The organism is Bacteroides sp. 1_1_30, from assembly GCF_020982715.1.
Taxonomy (GTDB): Bacteria; Bacteroidota; Bacteroidia; order Bacteroidales; family Bacteroidaceae; genus Bacteroides; species Bacteroides xylanisolvens.
Map to the genome: position 1 here is coordinate 15,995 of NZ_JAJKHN010000058.1, position 26,370 is coordinate 42,364.

General features: G+C 39.7%; 16 protein-coding genes and 1 pseudogene. 8 read left to right on the forward strand and 9 right to left on the reverse strand.

The features are described from left to right. Nucleotides 1–7: 7 nt before the first annotated feature. From LPH68_RS16945 to LPH68_RS16960, 4 genes are read right to left on the reverse strand one after another with little or no spacing between them, the layout of a single operon-like run. Nucleotides 8–979 carry a FimB/Mfa2 family fimbrial subunit gene (locus LPH68_RS16945; protein WP_004314794.1) on the reverse strand — a complete coding sequence of 324 codons (972 nt, stop codon included), beginning with the start codon at nucleotides 977–979 and terminating at the stop codon, nucleotides 8–10. A 3-nt stretch (nucleotides 980–982) separates the two neighbouring features. Beyond that, on the reverse strand, nucleotides 983–2,584 hold the full coding sequence (locus tag LPH68_RS16950; RefSeq protein ID WP_008022257.1) for an Mfa1 family fimbria major subunit: 1,602 nt from the start codon (nucleotides 2,582–2,584) through the stop codon (nucleotides 983–985). A gap of 55 nt (nucleotides 2,585–2,639) precedes the next feature. Continuing rightward, nucleotides 2,640–4,181: a DUF3868 domain-containing protein gene (locus LPH68_RS16955; RefSeq protein ID WP_055235016.1), complete on the reverse strand. Its 1,542-nt coding sequence runs from the start codon at nucleotides 4,179–4,181 to the stop codon at nucleotides 2,640–2,642. Nucleotides 4,182–4,188: 7 nt separating this feature from the next. After that, complete coding sequence (locus tag LPH68_RS16960; RefSeq protein WP_004314797.1) at nucleotides 4,189–4,776, reverse strand: DUF3575 domain-containing protein; 588 nt, start codon at nucleotides 4,774–4,776, stop codon at nucleotides 4,189–4,191. A gap of 619 nt (nucleotides 4,777–5,395) precedes the next feature. Here LPH68_RS16960 and LPH68_RS16965 point away from each other — a divergent pair. The 5 genes from LPH68_RS16965 to LPH68_RS16985 all read left to right on the forward strand — a co-directional run bounded on the left by LPH68_RS16965 (nucleotide 5,396) and on the right by LPH68_RS16985 (nucleotide 9,223). Further along, nucleotides 5,396–5,920 carry a hypothetical protein gene (locus tag LPH68_RS16965; RefSeq protein ID WP_055235018.1) on the forward strand — a complete coding sequence of 175 codons (525 nt, stop codon included), beginning with the start codon at nucleotides 5,396–5,398 and terminating at the stop codon, nucleotides 5,918–5,920. Between the two features lie 209 nt (nucleotides 5,921–6,129). Next, nucleotides 6,130–7,350 carry an ATP/GTP-binding protein gene (locus tag LPH68_RS16970; protein ID WP_151921940.1) on the forward strand — a complete coding sequence of 407 codons (1,221 nt, stop codon included), beginning with the start codon at nucleotides 6,130–6,132 and terminating at the stop codon, nucleotides 7,348–7,350. 3 nt (nucleotides 7,351–7,353) lie between these two features. Beyond that, on the forward strand, nucleotides 7,354–7,989 hold the full coding sequence (locus LPH68_RS16975) for an RloB family protein (RefSeq protein WP_055235022.1): 636 nt from the start codon (nucleotides 7,354–7,356) through the stop codon (nucleotides 7,987–7,989). Between the two features lie 230 nt (nucleotides 7,990–8,219). Further along, nucleotides 8,220–8,501 carry a DUF3791 domain-containing protein gene (locus LPH68_RS16980; RefSeq protein WP_004314799.1) on the forward strand — a complete coding sequence of 94 codons (282 nt, stop codon included), beginning with the start codon at nucleotides 8,220–8,222 and terminating at the stop codon, nucleotides 8,499–8,501. After that, complete coding sequence (locus LPH68_RS16985) at nucleotides 8,495–9,223, forward strand: DUF3990 domain-containing protein (protein ID WP_151923793.1); 729 nt, start codon at nucleotides 8,495–8,497, stop codon at nucleotides 9,221–9,223. The genes LPH68_RS16980 and LPH68_RS16985 overlap by 7 nt, the downstream gene beginning before the upstream one ends. 20 nt (nucleotides 9,224–9,243) lie before the next feature. On the opposite strand, the pseudogene LPH68_RS16990 reads toward LPH68_RS16985, so the two are convergent. After that, nucleotides 9,244–10,766 (reverse strand): annotated as a pseudogene (locus LPH68_RS16990) (TlpA family protein disulfide reductase). 138 nt (nucleotides 10,767–10,904) lie between these two features. Here LPH68_RS16990 and LPH68_RS16995 point away from each other — a divergent pair. Beyond that, nucleotides 10,905–11,309, forward strand: a complete 405-nt coding sequence (locus LPH68_RS16995) for an ACT domain-containing protein (protein ID WP_015531078.1) — start codon at nucleotides 10,905–10,907, stop codon at nucleotides 11,307–11,309. 42 nt (nucleotides 11,310–11,351) lie between these two features. Here the strand turns inward: LPH68_RS16995 and LPH68_RS17000 are convergent, their stop codons facing one another. Next, entirely contained in the window at nucleotides 11,352–14,201 is a 2,850-nt protein-coding gene (locus tag LPH68_RS17000) for a glycoside hydrolase family 2 TIM barrel-domain containing protein (RefSeq protein ID WP_055235024.1), read from the reverse strand. A 36-nt stretch (nucleotides 14,202–14,237) separates the two neighbouring features. Further along, a complete protein-coding gene (locus LPH68_RS17005) occupies nucleotides 14,238–17,555 on the reverse strand; it encodes a glycoside hydrolase family 2 TIM barrel-domain containing protein (RefSeq protein ID WP_151923791.1) in 3,318 nt (1,105 codons plus the stop codon). Between the two features lie 126 nt (nucleotides 17,556–17,681). Here LPH68_RS17005 and LPH68_RS17010 point away from each other — a divergent pair, with 126 nt between their 5' ends. Together LPH68_RS17010 and LPH68_RS17015 are read left to right on the forward strand one after the other, a co-directional pair. Continuing rightward, nucleotides 17,682–19,208 (forward strand): TlpA disulfide reductase family protein, encoded by a 1,527-nt coding sequence (locus LPH68_RS17010; protein WP_151923790.1) that lies wholly within the window; start codon nucleotides 17,682–17,684, stop codon nucleotides 19,206–19,208. A 228-nt stretch (nucleotides 19,209–19,436) separates the two neighbouring features. Then, nucleotides 19,437–20,936, forward strand: a complete 1,500-nt coding sequence (locus LPH68_RS17015) for an ATP-binding protein (RefSeq protein WP_151923898.1) — start codon at nucleotides 19,437–19,439, stop codon at nucleotides 20,934–20,936. Here LPH68_RS17015 and LPH68_RS17020 read toward each other — a convergent pair. Next, nucleotides 20,933–21,778, reverse strand: a complete 846-nt coding sequence (locus LPH68_RS17020) for a helix-turn-helix domain-containing protein (protein ID WP_128859607.1) — start codon at nucleotides 21,776–21,778, stop codon at nucleotides 20,933–20,935. The genes LPH68_RS17015 and LPH68_RS17020 overlap by 4 nt on opposite strands. Before the next feature lie 200 nt (nucleotides 21,779–21,978). Further along, nucleotides 21,979–26,190: a malectin domain-containing carbohydrate-binding protein gene (locus LPH68_RS17025; protein WP_151923899.1), complete on the reverse strand. Its 4,212-nt coding sequence runs from the start codon at nucleotides 26,188–26,190 to the stop codon at nucleotides 21,979–21,981. Between the last annotated feature and the right edge of the window lie 180 nt (nucleotides 26,191–26,370).

The window sequence follows — 26,370 nt, forward strand, 5'->3', positions numbered from 1 at the left end:
AAACGATTTACATATCTGTTGGTTGGAACCAGTAGGTCCAATTATTGATGGTTATACTTAATGCAATGTAGCCATTCTCTTCCTTATCTCCGATTCGAATGTTGATATCCCATTCGTATCTGCGGTCGAGGTATTCTTGATCGCCCATCATTTTCGGTTTGCTCATCAACAGGTAGTCAATAAGGTTTATAGTTGTTTTTCCTCCGATGTCTATTGTTTTTCCTGACGCTTTTTCGGTGATAGAAAAAGTCGTATCAGCATCCTTAATAAATCTAAGAGTATGGAGGCGGGTTTGTAGGGCGGTCTTACTGTCTTCCTCTTCAACTGAACAAGGATGGTAAATTATATTCTTGCTGCTCTCACCTACATTATTTTTATAGTCATAAAAATTGTTTGCAGTTATTAGTTGTATGTCATATTTTGAAGCATCCACCGGATTATTTCCTCGCGTAATGCCTATCGTTATATCATTAGTATTGCGCACCAAGCTGACATTTTCTGTATTACTGATATTTTCCGAAGAAAACATTAATAGAGGACCGCTATGCCATAATGCATCAAGATGGTTGTTACTTATGTTGTTTTCCGGCTCATATTTCAGCGTTAATTTATTTATTGGATCACCTGTATCCATTGTCGGAAGCTGATAGAATTTATCCGTTTTTCCAGCCCATACAACAGCTGTACAGCCTTTCAAACGATAGGGTATCAGCATACGATAGTCCGGACTTTTTAGCGAATGGCCATTATCAGTAAGTGTCTGTATATATTTTCCTTGCGTATCGAACACGAAAACCTTTACTTCTTCCACCTGTTCGGCGAACCAATCTTCATTTGCCATATTATAGTCATATCGGAATTTTAGAAAGAGGTCACATTGATCAAGGTCGTCATGAAGGACATCGCAACCGGTAATCCCTGCCACTATAAAAGCGGCAAGGATTATTTTGTATTTCTTTATGTGTCTTTTAATTCCCATTTATCAATGCAAATCAACACCTTGTGTCCAATAAGTCCATGGATTGATAGTGATTTTTACAGAAATATATGCATCTGCTTCATCATCATCGGTACCCGGAGGTGTAGGATTGTCAGGATCAGACGGATCGGGAATCCACGGTGTTCCGGGGCCGCTCACGCTTTGAAGTTCAAGGTGATACCAGTTGTTACGCACTACTCCGTATCGGCCTAAAGCCATCTTTTCAGTTACATTCTGATCGTGACGGATCAGGACGTCATAGTAACATACGGATTCATGATAATAACGTACGGCACAGAAGCGTCCGATAATACCAGTTTTTGCATTTAATTGAGTAGCTGTAGCACCTTCCGAAAGACTAGCGACTACAGAATTTTTTGTATCTTGATCACCATCGAATTGCTCCTGTGTCATAATTCCCGCTTTCTTTAAGAATATGGGTAGGTCTACTTTTAGCCCGGAACCATCACTATGTTTTAAATATTCAGTTTTAAGCTGGTCTAATGTATAATAGTTTCCTTTCCAAGAGAAATAACTACTATTTTCGTTCAAACCATAGGGAGTGTACTTAGCCTTTACTACCACCTTGGTGGTGAATCCTAATTGCTGTGCCTTAGCTTCCATTGTATTTTCAAGACAATACAGACTTGTTCCCTTACTCTGTGCAACAGCAGGCATCTCCTCACTTTCGCTGTCTATATTTTTTAGATAATTGAAAGCTGCATCCATATTCGCTTCCATAGTACTCTCATTTGATACATCAGGTTGCTCGTCAGACAAGTAGTTTTTATCCCGACGATAAACTGCTCCAATCGTGGCATTATCGTAAGTGATACGTTCACTATACAGTTTCACACTCTTATTGGTAACGCTTAATTCCCAACCACTGAAAGCAAATGTAGCACCGTCAGGTTTTGTAGAAAAAGACTCCTTAACTGCAAGCTCTACTTTTGCGCTCAATCGATCCACAGAGATTTTAGCTGGATCGCTCTGTGCGTCCGTTTTTGCCTGATTGATGGCCTCACTGGTATATGCAGTCGGCTTATGTACCTTTACTCCCGTCAATGCCCCTTCTATGCCAGCTCCTTCGCCTGCACTCGCCATCATGAAATTTTCATTGGCAGCGATGTTGGCAATAGCTGCCTCAATAGCAGTGTTAATTGCAGACCAAGGTTTACCTTTTACAGTTTCTGAAGTTAAATCCCACCCGTCGGTATAAGGATTGATAACCACAAATACTTTTTTTGTTTTCTCTGGTACTAATTTTGCATCGCTAGCTACAGCTTCCGGGGTCCCTGTTCCACCGGATTCTCCTCCGCTATTCCCAACGGTCAAACCATCAAAATCAGCCACATCAAGGCACACATCATCCTCGTCAAATAATAAAACTTTGACGGCTTTTGCTTTACTTTCCCCAGAACTTCCCGGTTTTTCTTCTACATTCGCTGCTCTTGAAGTAGCTGTGTGACTTTGCAGCGAAAGCGACAGATACGCTTTGCCATCCAGTTCACCACCCGGAATATTCCCTTCCCGGGCATCTTCACTACTACAGCCGGCAAATATAAAAACTGCCAATGTAGATAATAGAAAACTTCTTGTTTTCATCATTGTTAAATGTTTAAATGTTGTAAATAAAAAGATAATTATAATATATAAAAAATCAATAATCTAGTTTACTCATCAATTCGATATTCTCTTCTTTTTTGGCTAATTCCTCCAGATTGAGATTTGCTTGTCTCAATCCGGATTCAGCAGCCTTATTTAGATGTAACTTTGCTTGTTCATAGTCACCTCTTAGCAGATGTAATACTCCCACGGCATTTTCGTATTCCGGTGTGGAAGTCTCTGCTTTCTTTAAATATTTTTCTGCCAAAAGAGTGTCTTTACGTGAAAGTGCAGCCGAAGCGGCATTCAGATTGGCAATCTTATCATCAGGAAAGACGCTAACGGCTGTTTCAAATAATTCGATAAACTCCGGTGAACCATTTTTGTAAGTTAGAGCGACCAAATAAATTTCATTCAGGCTCAAATTTTGTGGCCGACTATGAATCAGCACTTTTGCCTGTTCTATATTAAAATTCTGAACATCGTACTCTATTTTACAGATCGCTTTACGCAGATGTGGGTAATACTCACGCAACATAAACCGATAAGGATTGCCCTGTTTATATAACATCAACGATTTCTTGCGACTGGTATTCGTTCGGTAGTTTATTTCAACTGGTATGTGATCTATAATATGAAGAATTCCATCCTTTTCTGCCATGTCAGACTCTGCAACCATTTTACGTAGTCCTTCCCAGTTTTCGCCACCATATTCCACCTTGTATAATTCTTTGGAGAAAGGGAAACGAGGGAGAAGGTAATTAACAAGTGCCTTTGCACGTCCTTCGGAAAGCTGTTTGTTAAAAAGGACAGAACCCTCCGGTGAAGCATAACCAATGACTGATATTCCACGAATGGTAATGGCTGTATCATTTTTCACTTCGGCAAGCATGGAGGATATCTTTTTTAGTTCAGTCGGATTATTCATATAGTCCGGTTTAATATCGGTTTTTGATACGACAAAGTCCAGAAATGCTTCACATGACATCTCACGACTTTTGACTGGTTCAACTTTTGGCTGTACGTAACTAATATGTGGAGTGATTTGATAAGGGACGGGAAGTTTCTCCAAAGTAACAGCACCAAAAAGAGGAATAGCTGATAGTAACCTGCCTGGCCTGCAACAGCCCATCACTTCTTTCCTTACATTCAAATATGCATCCTTCATCCATGGCTCGAATGGAATTATCAACGAGTACCGAATCTGTTCTTTTCCAGTCATTCCATACCCTTTTAATATGGAGTATGGAGCTTCTGACTGGTAAAAAGCACGTTCCTGCGTATTCATCAAAGCAAGTTTACGTTTCAGATTCTGATAGTTCTTACGACCTTTAATGGATATTTCCGGCAATTCCATCTGATGGTTTGCAGCAATCAATACTGGTATCAGTTCTATAGAATGATTGGAGCTGACTTGTATATTATCAAAGTTGTAAAGTATTTGAATATGTAATGAATCTCCCGCTTGCTGTAGTTCAAGAGCTGTTGGCTGTATAATTCCTGTATACCATTTCTTGGGATTTTCTTCTCCGTATGATAAAGAAGAAATGGTCAGGAATATGATTAACAGGTATAGGAATGATCTTAATTTTGTCATGGTTGTATTATTTTATAAGAAATATAAGTGAGATTGCAGCTTTAGTTGGTCCAAAATAATTGCGGTTTTCTGTTCCGACCTTTTCACCACAAGTCTTACACCGGAACTTGTCATAATGTAGCCGCACATATCCTGCACCTATATTTGCTTCAAGGCTCCAACGATTACTAAGAAGGAAGTGATAACCATACGAGATGCCTCCTCCTGCTCCCCATCCTTCATATCGGTAATGGCTGGAATTATCCCCGAATAAAAGTGGCAAGTGATGACCGGCTATGTTATATTGTGTTCCTATTATGTGTATCCCCCAAAAATGTCCGCTAAATCTTTCACATGTCCAATAACGATATTCCATTGTACCGAGCCAGTGCACCAGTTTTTTATTTGAAGATGCTTTATTGGGTGTAAACCAGTTAAGTCCGGCGCCAAGTTCTATTGTAGTGCGTGGAGAAAGTCCCCACTCTACTCCCAAGTTAGGAGTACCTGAATATGCACCGTAGAACAGGTTTGTTTTTACTGCTACCTTTTGGGCCGAACATTTTAAAATGCTTCCCCAACATATCAAAAGTAGAATTGCTATATATTGTATTTTCATCAGATGCGTATATTGAATATTTTGCTTTTGCTTGCGTTAATAAATGATTATCGGATGCGAAATTACAAAATAAATATATATTAAAGTAAAACGTTCTGAAATTGCACATTGATTCCGAAGTTTCGTCCAAAATAGTTCTATAAATCACTAAAATGAGGGTTAGATAACTATAAAAAGGACTTATCGGATAAACATTGTTAAATTATTATCCAACTTATTCAATTATCTTTTGTGACATACTAAACGTTTATACACGCGCAAAACAAACGATGTGTAAGGATGGTTATTTATATTTACATATTACTTGTGGTACTTCAATTATGCGTTTTGAAAAATCAGAATATTACAGCTAGTTTTGTTCCCGGATTTTAAGGAACCATCCGTTTCTTTAAAAGGAACAAGGCGTTCCTCGGTGAGAAACAGGTCGTTCCTTTAAAAGGAACGGCTCCTTGGTTTTAAACCAAAAAACAGTATCTATAATACACTGTATATCAATTTATTATAAAAAGAAGAATTCCGTCCCGATAACCATGGGAATATTCTCAATAAACCAAACGGAATTCACAGTCTAAGGGGCTGTATATACATACTTTTTTATTACAAACTTAAAAAAAATCCCATGGTTACAGTTACAATTAATATCAAGCCATATTTGGCTGGATATATGTATGTCCGATATCGACAAAGTTTAGAACCCGATCCAGAGAACCAGTCTCATTCCTCCTCTCCTTCTTCTTCCAAACGACTTATCCCTATCCATCTCTCCCACATTACTCCAGTTTATCACTTCCTTCATCAACTATCTGTCCCTCATCCGCAAAATACTTCATGGAAAGAAATTGGAAATATTTGCTTTGTACTGCCCAAACCGCGTAATGGGAAGAATCCGGAAGTCTATAACTATATCGGAAACGATAGTGCATTGATTATAGAAAAGGAAATAGAAACGGAGATGAAAGCGGAATTATACTCTTTTCTATTGGATAATAAGTTTAATAAAGGAGTGATGTTTAAAAAGTCAATAGAACAATTCGTAGAGCACTACGAAATGGTAGGACTGGTACAGGAAGAAACGCTGATGAGGGCATTTCAAAGATGGAGGAAGTTGGTGAAAGAAGAAAAAGCTATAATGAAAGTATATTGATTTTGATTTAATATTCTATAAGGAAATGCGATATACTATACCAATTACATCTCTTACTATCGTGCTGATATAGGATGGGATATTTTTTTCTTTAAAAGCGGGAATGTATGTTATTAGACATAAAATAATATAATTCACCTAATACATCTGCTTATATCATAAAATAAACAGTATATTTGTGATAAAATCTCGAATAAAGCAATTAAGATATGATTATTCAATTCACAATAGGAAATTTTCTATCTTTCAAAGAACAGTCTACATTGTCATTAGTAGCATCAGCTTTGAAAGAAATACAGGTTCCGGCTGAAGATATAATCTTTAATGTAGGGACTTCCGGATTATCATTAATGAAGAGCGCGGTAGTCTATGGTGCTAATGCATCAGGTAAATCCAATTTTATAAAGGCACTGGAGTTCTTTAAGTGGTATGTTATAAATTCATCGAAGGATATTCAAGCAGGCGAACGTGTTAATATAGAAAGTTTCCGGTTAAACTCACTTACTGCGAGTGAACCAAGTTATTTTGAAGCAATATTCTGTGATGAAGAAAACCAATATCGTTATGGATTTGAAGCTGATAATTCATTGGTACATTCGGAATGGCTTTATCAAAAAGCCAATAAAAAGAGAGCTAAGGAAATTGAATTATTCTATCGGGAAAAAGATAATTTTGATATTCATACTAAGTTTGTCGTTGGTAAAGAACTTGCAGGTAAACGAATGGTAAGGGCAAATGCATTATTGCTTTCTGTTGCGGCACAATTCAATGATCCGACAGCAGTAGAGATAATGAAATGGTTGAATGATACCACTATTATTTCAGGTTCTAACGATGAAAAAATATGGAATACAGCAACTATCCAACTGGATGATATCAAAATGAAACAGAGAATTGTAGAGTTTTCCCGTTATGCTGATTTAGGTATTGAAAATATTGAAAAAATTGATAATGCTATTGTGAGTACACATACGCAATATGACGAGGAAGGTCATGAAGTCAAAACTATTACTTTCCCATTCAGGAAAAATGAATCGGAAGGTACAATAAAGTATTTTTCTCTGGCATACCCTATCATTGATGCTTTGGATAATGGAAAGCGTCTTATAATAGATGAATTTGACTCTAAAATGCATCCTCTTCTTACATGTAGAATTATTGCCTTGTTTAATTCAAAAGAAACAAATCCCCAAAATGCTCAATTAATTTTCACTACTCATGATACAAATTTGTTGAGTGCTAATATATTCCGGCGGGATCAGGTTTGGTTTACACAAAAAGACCGCTATGGTGCAACCGAACTTTATTCATTGGCAGAGTATAAAGTACGTAATGATGCTTCGTTTGAAAAAGATTATTTATCAGGAAAGTATGGAGCAATTCCAATTGTTGGAGATTTAACCCGCTTGTTTAATACCCAAGAAAATTAAACCATGACGGCTACAAAAAGGAAAAATATAAATCCGCGTATCGAAAGAAAGATAACCCGTATCAGTAGTGTACGTGAGGTGAAACAAACATTTCTGATTATTTGCGAAGGAGTTAATACCGAACCTGATTATTTCAACGCTTTTCGTTTGACTTCTGCCAATGTGAAGGCACTTGGTCAAGGTATGGGAACATTGGCATTAGTACACAAGGCTATCCATATAAAAGAGCAGGAAAAGCTAAAGGGACGAACATATAATCAGAATTGGGTGGTCTTTGATAAAGATGATTTTCCTGAAAATGATTTTAACTCTGCAATCCTATTGGCGCAACAAAATGGTTTTGAAGTGGCTTATAGTAACCAAGCTTTTGAATTTTGGTTTTTACTGCATTTTAATCTATACCAAGGGGCGTTGCATCGTTCCAGATATGAAAAAATGTTGAGCGCTTTGCTCGGATTTGCTTATACAAAGAAATCGGGTGTAAGTTCTAAAATGTTTAATACTTTGTTTTCTAAACAAGAACAAGCCATTAATCACGCTAAAACTATCATGAGACAATTTAATGGGAATAATCCGGCACAACAAGAATCTTCTACTACTGTTCATTTGTTGGTAAAAGAGTTGAATAAGTTCCTATAATATAAAACTTTTCATTGTTATCGAATTAAAATCAGTATTTTACATATAAACCTTTGTGGCTCTATAAAATCTGTTAGACAGAAAAATAAAAATGTGGAATGCGACTTTAATATTCCATAAGGAAACGTGATATACTATACTAATTAATTGGAAGAAAGAAGGAACTTTTCTATCTTTGCTAATATTAATCTTTTTCGCTAATGGATTAAGATAAGAAAGGAGAAAATAATATGACCCTTAAAGAAAAACAATTAGAGTTTATTATCTATTGTATAGAGAATACAGCCGAACGGTTAGGACGTTATAGTGCGGATGTATATAATAAACTAAAAGAATTAGGTGCTATAGACGGCTATATAAATGCTTTTTATGATACTTTGCATACCCAAGGCAAAGCCTACATAGTAGATTCTTTATTAGAATATATCTATCATCGTGATCCACAATGGTTACCGAAAGATTATCGTCCTTTTCAAATTTCGACACAGCAAAAAGGAGATAAGTCATGTTAACTGTTTATCATGGTTCTACTTACCGTGTAGAACAACCATTAGCTGGAGTATGCCGACCAAATCTTGATTTCGGAGTGGGCTTTTATCTTACTGATTTAAAGGATCAGGCTATTCGTTGGGCTCTTCGCACAGCTGATATTCGCCATGAAAAAAGTGTGTGGCTCAATATTTATTCATTGGATATAGATGCCTGCCGCAACTCTTCTTTTCATTATTTGCACTTTACCACTTACGATGCACATTGGCTGGATTTTGTTGTAGCATGTCGACAAGGGAATGTTATATGGCAGGATTATGACATAATAGAAGGCGGTATAGCAGATGACCGTGTGATACGTACTATTGACCTTTATATGCGTGGTGATTACACTCGTGAAGAAGCATTGTCACGTTTGATTCATCAAGAGCCTAACAATCAAATTTGTATTACGAACCAAAAAGTAATTGACGAACACTTACATTTTGTGGATGCTATACTTTTGCCTATCCCATCTCTCTCAAAAGAAATCCCCAATGCTGATATTGTAATGCAAGGCAAGTATTACAGCATTGTAGAACTTCTTGCTACCCGTCTGCATATTTCCAGTCTACAGGCACTTGATATATTTTATAATAGCGAAAGCTACCAGCGCATTGTCCACCGACTTGGAGATCTATATCTCATGAGCGATGCATATATTGTAGATGAATTGATGAGGGAGCTACAAAAAAGACAAGGTTGATATTAGCCTTGTCTTTTTTGTTACTTGCTGTCCTTCACAGCCTCTTCAATTCGAGATACTAATTGCGGATTGCTGGGGCGTGCTGTAGTTCCGAAATCTACAATTTGCCCTTTTCTATTAATCAACAAATAATAGGGCATTCTATCTATTTTCCATTGTTTGCGAATTTTCTGTAAGTTCTCTTTTCCCAAATAATCAGATGCATAAATACATTCAATTCCCCGGTTTTTCAATGAATACTCATTCAGGCACTCTTCCCATTCTTCCTTGGGTTCACTTACACATATGGAATATATGACCAGGTCTTTGGTGGAATACTTACTCCGCAATTGTTTCAAAGGTTCCATTTCTGCCAGGCATGGTGGACACCACCTAGCCCAAAAATCGAAATAGATTACTTTTCCGTGATTCTTCTCAAGTATATTATAGATGGGTTCCATGTAAGGCATAGATGTTTTTAGCTTTGAGTTTTCGTGAAACTCACCATATAATAAATTGTTGGAAACTGGTTGCGGATTTTCCAGGTAAGATTTAGTCTGATTATATATCTGCATCACTTGTGCACGCAAATGCGGCATTTTTACAATCGAATCAAACTGTGTATGCCTCGTTGTTAAAGCAAGTGTATCATTTGCATTCAAAGAGCCAACTGCCATTTTGGTATATATATACTGGTTCAGTTCATTCTCTCCTACTGCCGACATAATCTCTTCTACAGATGGATTTTTTTTATCTTTGTAAGTTATCCCATAAGCTATATAGCGTTCTACTTCATCGGCAATATCATATAAACGTGCCGAAAGAATCCCTTTATTATAAAGTTTATTGATTGCAGGCAGAAGTTTATGATACCGATCCATTTCTTTTCTCGTTTTAAACTGGCATTGGTTACCATAGGATAACAAAGCGTAATAATAATCCTGTTTCAGTAACTCTTCAGTAAATAACGTAACATCTTCCATTGGCTTATACTTCGTCAGATACTCGTTTCTTCGCTCCAAACGAAAGTCATATTCCTTCTTTAATTCAGCCTCAAAATCCTTAATATTCAAATTCGGGTTTATACTATAATTCTGTATGTAATAGTAGGCGCTTTCTGTAAATGCCAGTATTTCTTGATTCAGTTTTTCTGCATCACCTGTTACTTTGGGATGAAAAAGATCTTTGAAGTCTATTTCCACATGTATGCTATCTCCCGGGTGGATATACAAATGTTCTGCATAATTGCGAATGGAAACTTCTCTTAATTTTGCATAAACCGGAAAGCGGAATGAAAATGAGCCATCTTCTTGTATGGGGTACGATATTGATTTTCCATTTTCCAAAAAAATGGAATGATGAGAGTTAATTCCCTTTCTTGAGGATAAAAGTCCCGGTTCAACACTTTTCCTGTGATAACAGCTTCTTTAATATATTCTTTTGCTAACGGATAACTTTCTTCTGTCTGTACAGATGATTCGAATTGAGATTTTGCCCGGTCTTTTTGCCCGCATCCGGCTAATAACAAAAATATTATTAACAGAAAAGAATTATCGTGTTTCATTGTACCTGAATATTAGAAAGTTCATAAACTTAAATAAATAAGATTCTTGCCTCCAAATATAGAAAATTAATTTCATGGGAAAGAGTTTTGTAACTGTTTATATTTGTTATATTTGCGCAATCATCACTATTTGAACTCATGTCAGGTATTAAAGATTTAGATATATTATTATCCAATATGGAACCTGTATTGGATAAACGTGACTTTGTTTTTTGCTCTTTCCCGACATTTGATTGGGATAAAATGCGTGAATTAAACCCGGTCGGTTTTTTTCAGGAGAAAGAAGGTATGACCTTCATTCTTGACCTGAAAGATGCCATAGGCAAAGATATAGATTGCCAGTCTGTTTACAGGCTTATTACTCTCAATATACATTCCAGTTTAGATGCAGTGGGCTTGACAGCTGCTTTCTCGGCTAAACTTACAGAGAAAAACATTAGCGCAAATGTAATAGCAGCATATTACCACGACCATATTTTTGTGCCTAAAGAGAAGGCGGAACAAGCACTGAATGCCATTCTCGAACTTCAGAAGATTAAATAAAAAAGGTACCCAACGCAATGTGGATACCTTTATATGATTCATTTACATAAACCGGAAAATGACTCGTCCGGTTTGTGGACCATTTACCCATTTCGGTTGTGAAGAGGGACCACACAAATCGGTGGAGTTTACTTTATTACGTACCGGAGGAATCACGTTCAGGACAGAGATTCCGCTTTCGGGAAGAGTATAAAGTAAACGGTCGCGGCCATCACGAGGCTGATATACTCCGATATACGCGTCGGGAGCTTCGTTTGTCAGACTGATAGTGCCTTCTTTCGTTTGGATATTCATCCAGGAAACATCACCAAAGTATCCTTTGAATTCGGGATATGTGAAGGTCTCACCCGGAATAGGATCGTTATAGTCGTTTTCCCAAACATCGTATTGTGTTCCGTGAATACGGTTTTGCCATACACGGTAAGGTCCGGCACCCAGCCAGCGTTTGCTGATTACCTGATCTTCAGGATAGTCGAAACGAATACCCATCAAGTCTACGACACCGGAGAAATTGTAGGTATAATCCAAAGCCAGTTCTCCACTCGGGTTAATTGTCCATTGGGCTTTATCCAGATTGCCTAGTTTATAATTGGCGGTAACAACCAGATTACCTCCGTCTTCTTTCACATCCAGTTTCGTAAATACGGCAGCATCAGGGAATTCGCTGTATGTGCGGTCTTTTTCTTTTGCTTTCTCATCATCATGGTTATAGAACTGATCCAATGAGCGGTCTGCACGACGGGCTCCAATGAAACGGGGGCCATTGGCGAAACTAATCTTACGGTTATCTACAGATACCCCTTTCAGTTGTCCGTCTTTCTTTGAGAAGATGAATGTACGCTTATTCGCTTTCACAGTAAGATCATTTTCTGTCTCTGTATAAATAGGACGACTGGACAAGGGAGAAAGCTGTTCTGTCTGCTGATTCAGTTTGTTGACCGGGAAAGTCCAGCGCCAAAGTTCATGGCCGTATGGATCGATTGCTGTCAGGAAGAGGGCGTCTGCATTGGGGAGGATATTTGTTTTTATATCCAAAATGCCTGCCGAGTGAGCAACCACGTCACTGCCTTGCACTTCACCTTCTTTCAACACTTGAATAGTAGCATTGGACGCATCTGTTGCCAGCGGGAATTTTACTTGCTTCCAAAGGAAACGGCAAGTATTCAGATTCAGATAATCGTAACGGTTTTCTACGGAGAATTTGCCATCAAATTGCTTGTCGATAGAAGTATTCATGATTTGTACCGGACTCCATAACTGCTTGATAGTGTAGTAGCTACCCTCCTTTTCGTGATGTGGCCCTACAATACCGTCTGCTCCAAAGTTTCCCTGGTTATCAATGAATCCGTCCATATCTACACGCTTCACACCTTCGTCTGCCAATACCCAAAGGAAGCCACCGATACAACGGGGATGCTTGCGCATCATTTCCCAATAATCGTATAATCCGGCACCATGGCCGCCATCGTACAAACCATGCAAGAATTCCGTAGGCATAAAGATTTCCGGTAAGCGCATGTAGTTCTGGCTTTCTCCGTAAGAACGGTAATGCATAGTTTCAAAACCGGAGAAATTACCTTGCGGGTGAATAACCGGACGTTTCTGGGGATCGTATTTATGAAACTCTCCATCCAGTTCGGTATTCCATCCTTTTTCATTACCATTACTCCACCAAATAATAGACGGATGATTCACGTCACGTTCTATCATGCCTTCAATCAGACGTACTCCGGTGGGGGTATCATACTTGCCATGCCAGCCTCCCAATTCATCCATCACATAAAGTCCGAGAGAATCACAGGCTTCCAAAAATTCCGGGTCAGCCGGATAGTGGCTCAAACGGACAGAATTCATATTCATGCCTTTCATCAAAAGAACATCTTCGATATTCTTCTCTTTACTCAACGTACGGCCACTTTCAGGACGGAAACTATGGCGATTGACACCACGTACATTGATACGTACTCCGTTTATATAAAGTCCGTCGCTTTCGCGTACTTCAATTGTGCGGAAACCAAAATTTTCTGTTTCACTATGCAAAACCTTACCGGTCTTATCCAATAGAGAGAATTGCGCTTTATAAAGATTCGGAGTTTCCGCTGTCCATAATGCGGGGTTAGATACATTCAGTTGCAGGGAAGTCCAGTCGCCTCCTGCTTTTACGGGTACGGTGGTTTCCGTTATCTTTTTCCCTTTTTTATCTAAAATCTGTGTACGGATGCTCATTCCGTCATTAGAGATATTTGTGTAACAGTTGGCTCGGAAAGTTCCATCCATCTTTGCGTCAATGGCAATGTGCCGCAGGTTTACGGCTGGTTTCACCTCCAGGAATACCGGACGGAAGATACCGCCGAAATTCCAATAATCAGCACGACGTTCGGCAAGGTTCACACTGGCATTTTCACTCTCTTTGGCAACAGTGACTTCCAATAAATTCTTTTTGCCATATTTCAGGAAATCCGTGACGTTGTATGAAAAACGATAGAAGGCTCCCTGATGTTTGGAACCCACTTTGCGTCCGTTCACTTTTACTTCCGTATCTGTCATTGAAGCTTCGAATACAAGATTGACCTGTTTACCGCGAAACTTTTCCGGAACTTCAAACTCGTACTTATACATACCTTTTTCATCGGCAACGCCTTCAGGAAATGGCTTTCCATAGAAAGTGATCCCATACTGATAAGTGCCGAAGCCTTGCAATTCCCAACAGGAAGGTACGCCGATTTTCGTCCATTTGCCGGAATTGCGTCCGTTGGTACAAAAGAAGTCCCATTCAACCATATCGTCGCATCCGTGACCGGAGAGATATTGCCTTTCCGTTTGTGGAAGGTTTTGAGCAGCCAGGGTAGTTGCCAACGCTAAGGTCGATAATAAAGTGGTTACTTTTTTCATTGTTACTTTTATTATTGTGTTAGTTATTTATTGCTATTATTGTTTACTACTGATACGGAGATGCAACGTATGTTCTTTTTTCTCTATGGCATATTTCTTCAATACACCCGGTCCGCAACTACTGTTTCCTAATCCAAGTACGGCAGCATCCATACTAAGAATAACTTCTGCACGTGGTTTTAAATCGCAATCGTGAGTTTCTTCATAGATGTCTTGTACGGTGTAATGCAGGGCAGATGCAGAAAATGCGTTTTCTACCGCGTCAACACGAATGCCTTTATTCTGTTTGTCGGTCAAGGTAAGATAATGCACTTCCTCTTTGTTTCCACTGTCCTGCGGACGTGGATAATGTACGTATTGGTCTGCAACGCTTCCTTTCCAAAGCCCTATCATAGCAGATGTTTTGCGGTCAGGATAGTTATCCTGTGGTCCTCTGCCATACCAGGTAAATGTATCATAAGCAGGCGCCAGACAGAATGCGATTCCTAAACGGGGAATTTCAGGAAGAGCTTCTTGTGGCAAGAAAGTAGTTTTCAGATCAATCGTTCCGTCTGAAAAGACCGTATAGACAGAAGTCGTCACCACTTTTCCCTCTTTATATAAATTACTTGTTTGAATCCGGACAATGACCGCCCCGTCTGCACGTTTTTCATGGCGGAAAGATTCCAGATTTATCTGCGGATGATCCATTCCATGCAATTTCCAGTCTTTAGCCAACCAGTTTCCGAAGCTCTTGTCATTATCTGTCGGAGCACGGAAAACTTGAGTGACAGGCTGAACCGGAAAATCATCGGAGTGAGCCAGCATTTCTTTGTTCTTATATATAAGGGAGGTCATACTTCCGTTCACTTTCTTTTCCCACTGAACAGAAAAACTGCGCCCACTAATCAATAAAGATTTATCATCCTCTTTCACCTGAAGCGCTCCTTTATTTATCAGATCGGCAGAGGCTAAATCTCCTTTCTGCAAGCAGAATTGTTCCCAGGCCACTTCATGTCCTGCCTTTGCCCAAAGAGCATCCGATTTCAAAACAATGCTTACTTTCAGCTGGTAATCGGAAAGAGTTTTCTCCGTTTTTTTATTGGTCTTACTAACTTTCTCATTTTTATTACTCAAAGAATAAATATCTTTTAATGATCGGAAAGCCGGCAAATCAATTGTTTTACTTTCCCCTGGAGCTATTTCCGGCAATGTTATTTCTCCCCGTTCTTTCTCCTTACCATCCACTGATAATGTCCACAGACAACGATAAAGTGATAAATCAATATGATGATTCCGGTTGGTTACTCTCAACTCTCCATTCTCAACTCTCAACTCAACCGGTGCATATACTTTTTTTACCTCCCAATATTTAGGCGTAGTTTCACGGTCACTCATCAGTAATCCATTAAAGCAGAAAGCTTTTAAATTCGGCTTATCGCCAAAGTCACCGCCGTAAGCCACCATGGTACGGCCATCGGGTAATGTCTTGTAGATTCCCTGATCTACCCAATCCCATATAAAACCACCCAGCATACGGGGATTACTATATATCTCATCCCAATATTCTTTGAAATTTCCTAATGCATTCCCCATGGAATGTGCATATTCACTCGTCATCACCGGACGGTCGTCATTGGTACGCTCCGCAATCTCCAGCAACCGCTCCCAACGTGCATTTTCAGCGCGTTCCTTATCTTCTCCCTCTGCAATGCCGGGATTTAAGTATTCTTGTTTCACCCGGGTATAAAAGCGACTGATAACATCGACCGTCTTCGGGTCAGGATTTCCGTCCACTCCCTGCGCCCCCTCATAATGTACAGGACGAGTGGGATCGAAATCATGCAGCCATGCCGAAATAGCAGCGAAGTTCGGTCCGTAACCGCTTTCGTTTCCCATGCTCCACATTACAATACATGGATAATTCTTATCACGTTCCGCCATACGGACCGCACGGTCCATAAATGCTGCATGCCAGTCAGGGGTACTTGCGAGTGTTCCACGCAATCCGTGTTCTTCTATATCCGCTTCGTCCATCACGTACAATCCCAAGCTGTCGCATAGCTCGTACCAACGGCTTACATTCGGGTAATGACTGGTGCGCACAGCATTTATATTTGCCTGCTTCATTAAAAGAATATCCTGAAGCATCCGTTCTTCGCTCATGACACGTGCCGTCCGTGGATCATGTTCGTGGCGGTTCACTCCACGAAAACGAACCGGATTACCGTTCACTAACAGTTGTCCTTTTTTGATTTCTACAGAGCGGAAACCTACGGCCTGTTCTATCTGTTCTACGACTTTTCCTTCTCCATTTTGGAGAGTTAAGTGTAATTTATAAAGATAGGGTGTTTCTGCCGTCCATCTTTCCGGCGATTTTATAATGGCTGACAAACGTCCCATCTTACGCGGGCCACGCTGCGGATACCATTCATTCATCCGGCTTGCTTTATGCTCCAAATCAAGCATATTTTCCACATCGCCTTTCAATGTGGCAACTTCTTTGCCTGAAGCATCCTTTAATACTCCCTGTAAGACATACCCTTTTCCAGTCATCCCTCGATATACACTGAATTGCGGATCAATCTGCAAAATAAAATCTTCATAATCACCAACAGATGCGGGAAGAGTGCGTACCGCATAATCACGGACATGAATATCCGGCGTATGTATCAGATGAATACTACGATGAATACCACCAAAACGCCAGAAATCCTGATCTTCCAGATAAGAACCGTCACTATATCGGTAGACTTCCAGTGAAATCTGATTTTCTCCGGATTTCAGATACTTCGTGACATTAAATTCACTTGGTTCCATACTGCCTTGGCTATACCCTACCCGTTCGCCATTGATCCAAACATAAAAGGCGCTCATTACGCCCTCAAACCGTAGAAAAGTCTGTCCATTCGCTTCCCATCCGGCCGGCAAGACAAAGGTACGCCGATATTGCCCTACCGGGTTTCGTTCTTTATACGTGGTATAGTCAGTTTTCGGTTCTCCCATCACCCGTGGAGGATCTATTTTAAACGGATAGCCTGCTGAAACATAGATAGGCGTGCCATATCCGTTCACTTCCCAATTGGCGGGAACAGGAAAATCCGTCCAATCTTTATCATTAAAATTTGTTTGATAGAAATTCACGACTCTTTCATTGGGAACGGGAGTCCAACGGAATTTCCAGGTTCCGTCTAAAGAGATTGAACCGTCTCCTTTCTGTACAGAGAAAGGGGTAAAAGCGGCTCTTGCCGGTTCACGATTGATCTGGAGAACATGATGATTCTCCCAATCATGCATTGTTTGTGCCTGTGTAGGACTTACAAACAATGCGCCAAGCAGTAAAGTATATATTTTCATTCGTTCTTTTTTCTTCATATCAAGTAGACGAACGAAAGGGCATTTTGTACCCCTTTCTTTTACAGAAATATTAAAGAACAATAAAAGGAGTAACACTCTATAAAGAAAAGCTTTACCTTGTGGCGTATAATTACTTCTAATATTATGATGATGAAAAAACTACTATTTAGCAGCCTCTTTTTATTAGGCAGTCTCGTTTCACAAGCACAACACGAGTACACAATTAAAGGTGAGGTAAAAGGAGTGAAAGACGGAACTCATGTTTCCTTATTTTTGACGGATGGACGCGTAGGAAGCATAGTTGGTACGGATACGATACGTAATGGAACTTTCTTTTTCAAGCGAAATGTAGGAGAAAGCGGTATGGATCAACTGTCTCTCATGTGTCGCGATACAGATTTCCCTCCAATGTCGTTAGATATTTATGCAACTCCAGGCGCAAAAATAAAAGTAACGGGCACAAACCCTCTGATTTATACATGGAGGGTAGACAGTCCGGTAAAAGAACAACAAGAACATAATAGATTCATTGAGGATTCCCGTGATTTATGGGACGAATTTCAACGTTTGGCTATCAAAGAAAGAAGTATGCGTTCAGCTTCAGAAGCCGAACGAAAAGCACTTCGAACAAAGAGTGATAGTATATCTTCTATTATTAATCAACGGGAATTAAAGTTGATGAAGGAGCTCCCTATTTCCAATGTCTGGATGGAAAAATTACTCCGTTTGAGTATGTCTTTGAAATACAATTCAAGGTTTACCAATAAGGAAGAAATACTGGCTTTGTATGACAGATTAAACGAAGAGCAGAAAGCTTCCATTGAAGGACAAGAAATTAGGGTTAATCTCTTCCCTCCTAAAACAGTGAAAGAAGGAGATGACATGGCAGACGCCGATCTTTTTGATTTAGATGGAAAAGTTCATCATTTGGCTGACTTCAAAGGAAAATATATGTTACTTGATTTCTGGAGCAGTGGTTGTGGTCCTTGCATCATGGCTTTGCCCGAAATGAAAGAGATTCAAGAGCAATATAAAGACCGACTCACCATCATCAGTTTGAGTTCGGATACGCAAACTAGATGGAAAGCTGCTTCTACGCAACATGAAATGACTTGGCAAAACTTAAGTGATTTGAAACAAACTGCAGGACTATATGCTGTGTATGACGTCAACGGTATTCCGAATTATGTTCTTATCTCTCCCAAAGGCAAAATCGTGAAAATGTGGTCGGGCTATGGTAAAGGCAGCTTGAAATTAAAGATGCGTAGATATTTGGATGCGCCAAAGCGTGAGATGAGTATCACCGGGGACACCAATAGAAAAGTAGTTAACTATCCAAGTTTTGAATCAACCAATACTGATATTCTTGAAGTAAAGCAGGTAGAATTGACTGATACAGCCACTATCGTTCATTTTTATGCATATTACATACCCAAATACTGGATACAAGTAAGTGTAAATGCCAAACTAGTAGACGAGCAAGGTACATCATACACATTACAAAAAGCTGACGGCATTACTCCCGGTAAGCATTTCTTTCTGCCTGAAAGCGGAGAAGCCGAATTTTCCCTAACTTTCAAACCATTACCTCTCAAAACTAAATCATTCAATTTCACAGAAGGAACAGCCAAAAACGATTGGCAAATAAATGGGATAAAACTTACTAAATAGAAAAAGCGAAACTTTCATATTGTTTGATATGGGAGTTTCGCTCTATTAATATTTGAATACTGAATATTAAAATAAGAATATTGTATTAACATTAAATGTGTTGCAATTTAAAATAACCGTATAAGTCGCTCAAAAAGAGCTAGAAATATGGTGTAATCTTCATAGAAATAGCTTTCTTTGTTATAGATATGTCTCATCTATCTTATATTCCGCATAAAAATAAAAGAAATGGAAGATTACAAACAGACACTCTATAATGATGAATTATTAAACATTTTACCTGACGGAGTGATTATATTTGATACAAATGGAGAGGTTATACAACTCAATCAGCAGGCTCTTGCAGAACTTCATGTTCATCCGTCAGTCAATGAGATGCTTCCCTTTCCTACAGATCATTTATTTAAACTAATAAACAAAGGGGAAGATATACTCCCGATTATTTTGGAGAAAATTCATCAGGGAGAAAATACGTATTCATTACCTGAACATACCTTCATACAAGAACAGGTTGATTATACACAATTTCCTATAAGAGGGGAATTTGCGACAATCAGAGATGAAAATAACTTATACAAAGTCTTATTCTTTTTCCGTAATATAACGGTAGAACTTACACAAGAATATATTTTGAATACTGCTTTGCAAAGAACCAGAATCTATCCATGGTATTATGATATAAGCCGGAGTGAATTCACTCTTGATGATCGTTATTTTGAACATTTAGGTATTCCGGCTGGAGAAGATAACACTTTGACAATGGAGGAATATGTGAACATGATTCATCCGGATGACCGACAAGCTATGGCCGACGCCTTTGTTGTGCAGCTTAGTGGTAATACAACCTTTGACAAAGCAGTATCATTTCGTTTGCACCGTGGGGATGGTACTTGGGAATGGTTTGAAGGGCAATCAACTTATATCGCAAATATATCCGGACATCCCTATCGATTAGTGGGCATCTGTTTGAGTATTCAAGAATATAAAGACATAGAAAATACGTTAATCGAAGCGCGTAAGAAAGCAGAAGAAAGCGACCGACTTAAAATGGCATTTCTAGCCAATATGAGCCATGAAATCCGTACACCGCTGAATGCAATAGTCGGTTTCTCCGATGTTATAAGTACTACTTATGACGAATTAAGTGAAGAAGAGCGTGCAGATTTCGTGCGATTAATCAGCATCAACAGTGAACACTTAGTAAGGCTGATTGACGACATACTTGATTTGTCCAAGATTGAATCAAATACTATTCAATTTACTTTTTCTAATTGTTCTCTTAAAGCTCTGTTGATGGATATTGAGAAAGAACAAACGATGAAACCTATATCCGAAATCGAAATAAAAGCATCATTACCGAATGAAGATGTTTATATTAACACAGATATTACGCGTCTGAAACAAGTAATATGTAATTTCATTAATAATGCCCGGAAATTTACAGAGAAAGGACATATTCACTTTGGTTATGCGATAGATCAAACAAATACTGATTCAGTACAAATATATGTAGAAGATACAGGTTCCGGAATTCCACAAGAATGCTTGAATGAAATATTTGACCGCTTTTATAAAGTAGATACTTTCAAACAGGGAACCGGCTTGGGACTGTCTATTTGTAAAACGATCGTAGAACATCTGCAAGGAGAAATTTTCGTTGAGTCTAAAATCGGAAAAGGCAGTCGTTTTACGGTTACATTACCATTCGAAAGAAAAGCAGAGGTCTAACGCCCTCTGTATTCTTGAGGAGTAATACCAGTGTGTTGCTTGAAAAACTTATTGAAGAACGAGATATTATTAAATCCTAAAGATAAAGCAATATTTTTCACAGGCTCATCGGCCGATTTTAAACGGGATTTAGCTTCCATCAAAATAATGGAAGCAATCACCTCTAACGGAGTATTTCCTGCCGCCTTTTTAATCGTTGAACAAAAATGGGGTAAACTTAGTCCCAACTCATTGGCATAGAAAGAGGCGCCATGATGAACTGTATAATGCTTCATGGCCAATTGCAAAAACTCCTGATAAATCTCATACTTTCTTGATTGAGAAGATAAATACCAATTATTCTGTAACTTATAAATTTCGGTTGCTCCTTGAATGAACATGGTAAGAACTGCTTTCACTATCTCTTTATTTTCCCGTGTCCTAAACGAAGCGTATGAGAGAATAGATGATTCATAAAACATCTTATAACTACATGCCTGAAGTGGAGATAAAGCAACTATCGGATTCTCCATAATTACCGGAAGAAGGTGCTGGGTAGCTTTCATCAGATTTATACTTTCTATAAAATGAGATGAAAAGCCGGCATAATAAATCTGGATATCGGATGAGAATGTGTGCACCTCTAATATGCAATTAGGCGGCAAAGTAATTAAATCATTTTCACTGATATGATGGGCATTGCTATTGATCGTTACCTGCATAGTGCCTTTTATACAAAGAATAAATAAGCCGGATTCAATCTTACATGGAAAATTCTTATAGCTCTTCAGTAAATCTTTTGCGAACCCCTCTCCTACAATATAATCAACCGGCAAATCATACTTTGATATATCACTTTCCATTAGTGTTCTTTTTGTTTATCCTCAAAGATAGAGATTATTTAATTCCTATCTTTTAAATAATTAAAATCGGAACATTGAATCATAAAAAAATAACATCTTTATTCTATTTCTAAGAAAATGATCCGAATATAAAGAAACGGGATGCGGAAAGTTTACCTTCTCCGTATCCCGTTTCTATTGAAATCAATTGATAGAAAGATTTATTGAATATCCAATGCGTCAAAAGCAATTCCGTCCATATTTTCTGCCGAAAGTAATACTTTGTAATGTCCGGCATTGATAAAGGTTCCCGTAGTAGTGCTCATCATCTTCCATTTATCCGGTGTCTCCGGGAAGTTCAATACGTCCTCTTTCAATACTACTCCTTTTGAATCAATGAATTTCATCAAGACAGGTATTGGCTTTCCGGTAGTGTTCATATATTTAAAGCGAAGGGCGTACACTTGCGCCAATCCGGTAGAAACATTCCATTCAATGCTGTTGCCTTTTCCTTTACCAAAAAACACTCCCATCTGTTTGCGATGTTCTTTCTTTTGGAATTTGCCTTTCAGTACAGCGGTTTCCGCTTCGTATGATATACTGACACGAGCATTCTTGTCTTCTGGAAGTAGCTCTTTCGGAGTCTTTTCCATCACTTCTTTATCCGCCTTTTCCCAACTCCAGCCGGACGCAGGGAATACCGTCGGTTTCAGTTCCTGATCTGTGCTGGCAATAGCAATGCCCGAAATCAAGGCTTGTCCTGCTTTCACTTCCGGGAAATGAATTTTCAACATTCCACCTTTCACTGTGGCATATACTATCTTCCTACAAACTCCGTCGTGACCGCTTTCAGCCCAAATATCCAAGTCGTCTAATACAACAGAATCATTTACGGCAACATCGAATATACGCAGTCCTTCACAGTCGGTAGAAGCGCTTCCGCCCGTACCATGCCACGGCTCTGTGAAATACAGTTCAATACGATATGTTCCGTCTGCCACAGGGAAACGATATTCCAGCTGATGACGTCCGAAGCGGAAATGTTGGAATAACGTCCAGTCGCGGGTGCCACGAATCGGATCATTGGTGGTACGTTGACTGGCAAGATAAGGATTCAGATCCTTGAAATTCTCCGCCCATGAACGGGAATAATTCGTATTGTCCTGCAACCATAACTGTCCGAAGCTATCTGTATAATCATCCCCTCCACAGTTGAGACGATACAGATAATTATATCCTGCCTCTCCTTTCAATATCTTTTTATCATCCTGATAAAGAAGTTCGAAGTTAGGGGCTTGCTCCAAGCCATTCAATAGGATCAGGTCTTCTGCCACCGGTTTACCTTTGTAATAGCCTACTGCACGAAGCACGTTATAACGAATATCCCGGTTTTCCCACATAAAATGAGTGCCTGTTCCGTTGTTCTTTTTACGTCCGAGGAAGGTTGCCTTTTCATTTGTCAGATCGTTGTATAGCAATACAGAATCACAATTGCTATAAGCCTCGATAGTGGCACGGCGACGTCCTTTTTCAAAGCGGTTGGCCCATGTATGTGATACCAGGTAAACCATCGGGTCTTTTGCAGCCGGAACATAGTTAGCGCGATACATATAATATACGTCCAACGGTTCTTCCCACGGAGTAACCAATCCTTTATAATTGAACGGACCTACTTTATCTATCTTGCGATACGCTTCATCCGGCTGGCGACGTCCGGGATTGTCATGACTGCTATATATCCACTGGAATTGTCCGCAAACACTATCTTTAGCCTGTTCTGCCAAACGGATTTTAGTTTCCATCAGCTGACACATACGGTCTTCACTCCACACTCCGTTCACCTGGAAATCTCCCGGTTCCGTATGCAGGTCGATGCTTCTCCACGCTCCATATTCCCCGTTCAATAATTGGTTCGCTTGAGAAAGCTCACGACCGTATTTCGTCACATCTCCTCCATACGTCCCACTCCAATTTTGAATCACATTCCAGTCTGTACCCTCACCGCCATTGCAGGTTGTTATGACACGCATCGTCTTGGCAGTCGGGTCCATCTCCCGGATAAGGTCACTACACTCCTGTGCAAACTCACGAGGCAAAGTGCTTTCATTCTGCAATCCCCACATCACCACTGACGGAGAATTACGACGTTCTTTCACCCATTGACGAAGCAACTTTTTAAAGTTCTCACGAAACTCCGGAGTGTCATACCACACATGGGCGGAAAATTGTGTCCAAAACAAGATTCCCTCTTCATCCCAGTATTTTTGATAATCGAGATGATGGGGCTGATGAGCATCGCGGAACGCATTGAAACCGGCTGCACGTATCTGTTTTACCCTTGCAGCGACCTGTTCATTGCTGAACGCATGACTTTGTCCGAACTGATGCTCATACTCGCATACTCCATTGATAAACACGGGCTTCCCATTCAGGTAAAAACGTCCGTCTCCATCGTTTCGTTTTACCGGCCAGCTAATGGTACGAATACCGAAGGGTGTCGAAATTTCATCCGTTGTTTTCGTATCACGCTTAATCATGCTAGCCAATTTATAGAGATATGGATTTTCCGTATTCCACAAGACAGGATTCTCAACAGGAGCCTGCTGGCGGATCACTTTCATTTCTCCCGGAGCTAAAGTAACTTTCTCAACCAAACGGAAAACTTGTTTTCCATCGGCATTGCTTAGTTTATTGACTAACTCTACCGTTTCTGTTGTTTTACTATAATTCTTAACCTCTGTTTCTACAGATACGTTAGCAGCCTTTTCGTCATTCCAAATATGTACACCGAAAGGTTCTATGCGAATCTCATCCGTTACTTCCAATACCACAGGACGGAAGATACCTAACGGCTGGGAACCCTCACTGAATCCCCATTCCGACGAACATCCCCCACATACCCAAGGCATATCGGCAATCATTTCAGGATGCTCGGCTTTCACTTCCAGGCTATTTACTCCCTGTTTCAATTCATCTGTGACATCCAAAGTCAACGTAGTGCGTCCTATGGGGTGACGTCCGAAGTCCTTTCCGTTCACTGTAATGGTGGCGTATGTACCCACTCCTTCAAAACGAAGGAAATATTTTTTAAGTTGAGAGTTGAGAGTTGAGAATTGAGAGTTGTTGAGGGTGAAGTCCTTTTTGTAAAGAACGGTTCCGTGAAGATTGCCATGAGTCAATTGACGATACCCATAATAATCATCCCAGTTATGAGGTATATTCACAGTCTTTTCACTCTCAACTCTCAACTTTCCATTCTCAACTCTCCAAGTTTTCCAGCCTTCATTTAATTCAATAATTTGCCGGCGGTTCTTGATTTCCGGTTTCGGGAAACGGACAGCTGAACGTCCCATCGGCTTACTGGTAGCAATGGCAATGCCACGTTGCTCTGCGTTGTTTACCGCACAATAGAAATGATAAACCACTCCGTCATGTTTCACCACATAGCTCTTATGAGCAAACAGTTCATCGTAGTTCTTGGAGGGGATAATCAGGTCGGCCCCTTTCCAGTCGGTCCAGTTCACCAAATCATAACTTGCGGCAAATGTATTGAATGCTTTATATTTACGCGAAGGTTCAAAAGCAGAGAAATAAAACATCACATACACATCTCCCATCTTTTGGATATGCGCATCTCCTGTAATGGTTCCATCTGCTTCGTGCGCGAAGACCGGATTTCCGGAGTAGCGTTTCCATGTCTTCATATCTTTAGAAAGCGCAATGCCGACACGTTCGCCTTTTAAATCCGTTTCCGGATGACGCCCGCCCGCGTTGTAATACATCACAAACGGAGCTCCCAGTGTTTTATCTTTATCCCAATAAACGGTACTCTTATATTGAGTCAGTTTCTCCCACCATTGGGCATCTTTATCATGGATGCTCAAAATCGGTTTGTTCAGAGATTCCCATTCATGTGACGTGGAAATATCTCCTTTCGTCCATGCCAGTCCGACATAAAGCGGGGCTTTTACAGCTTCGTAGCCCGTTCCTTCACCACCGATATAAGTCATCCAATGACGACCTTTATAAGTCTGAAGCTCATAGCTTCCACCCCATTCCATATCCGGCAATGCAGGAAATCCGCCACGCTGATTGCAGTCCCATTTTCCATCCCGATAAGAAAGAACCCGTCCCAAAGTGCGCCATTCGAGCAAATTATCACTTTCTGCTATCCACGTTTCGTAACCACGACCATCGGTTCCACCTTTGCCGTTGTAAACCACATAAGTCATCAGCCACTTGTCTCCCTGGCGAAAAACGGTAGGACAATCAATCTTATGATAATTGTCTGCCGGGGCAACTGCGAGCCCGTACTTGTATGGTGTCTTTACTTCCTCGTAAATCTGCTCCATTCGTTCCTGCGGAACTTCCCGTTGCGCATACAGAGAGAAAGTGGCGGTTATACTAAAAACTGCCAGCAATAACTTCTTCATGATACTTTTTCTAATCGTTTAATATTTAAATAGTACATAATCACTAAATGATAATTTTGCAGAGTGCCCTGAAAGGGCTTAATTATATAGCGTAGGGCAACGTCCTACGTAAAAACGACAATCTGAATTTGCGCCCTGAAAGGGCATAATTGTATACAGTTCCGCCCTTTCAGGGCTTGT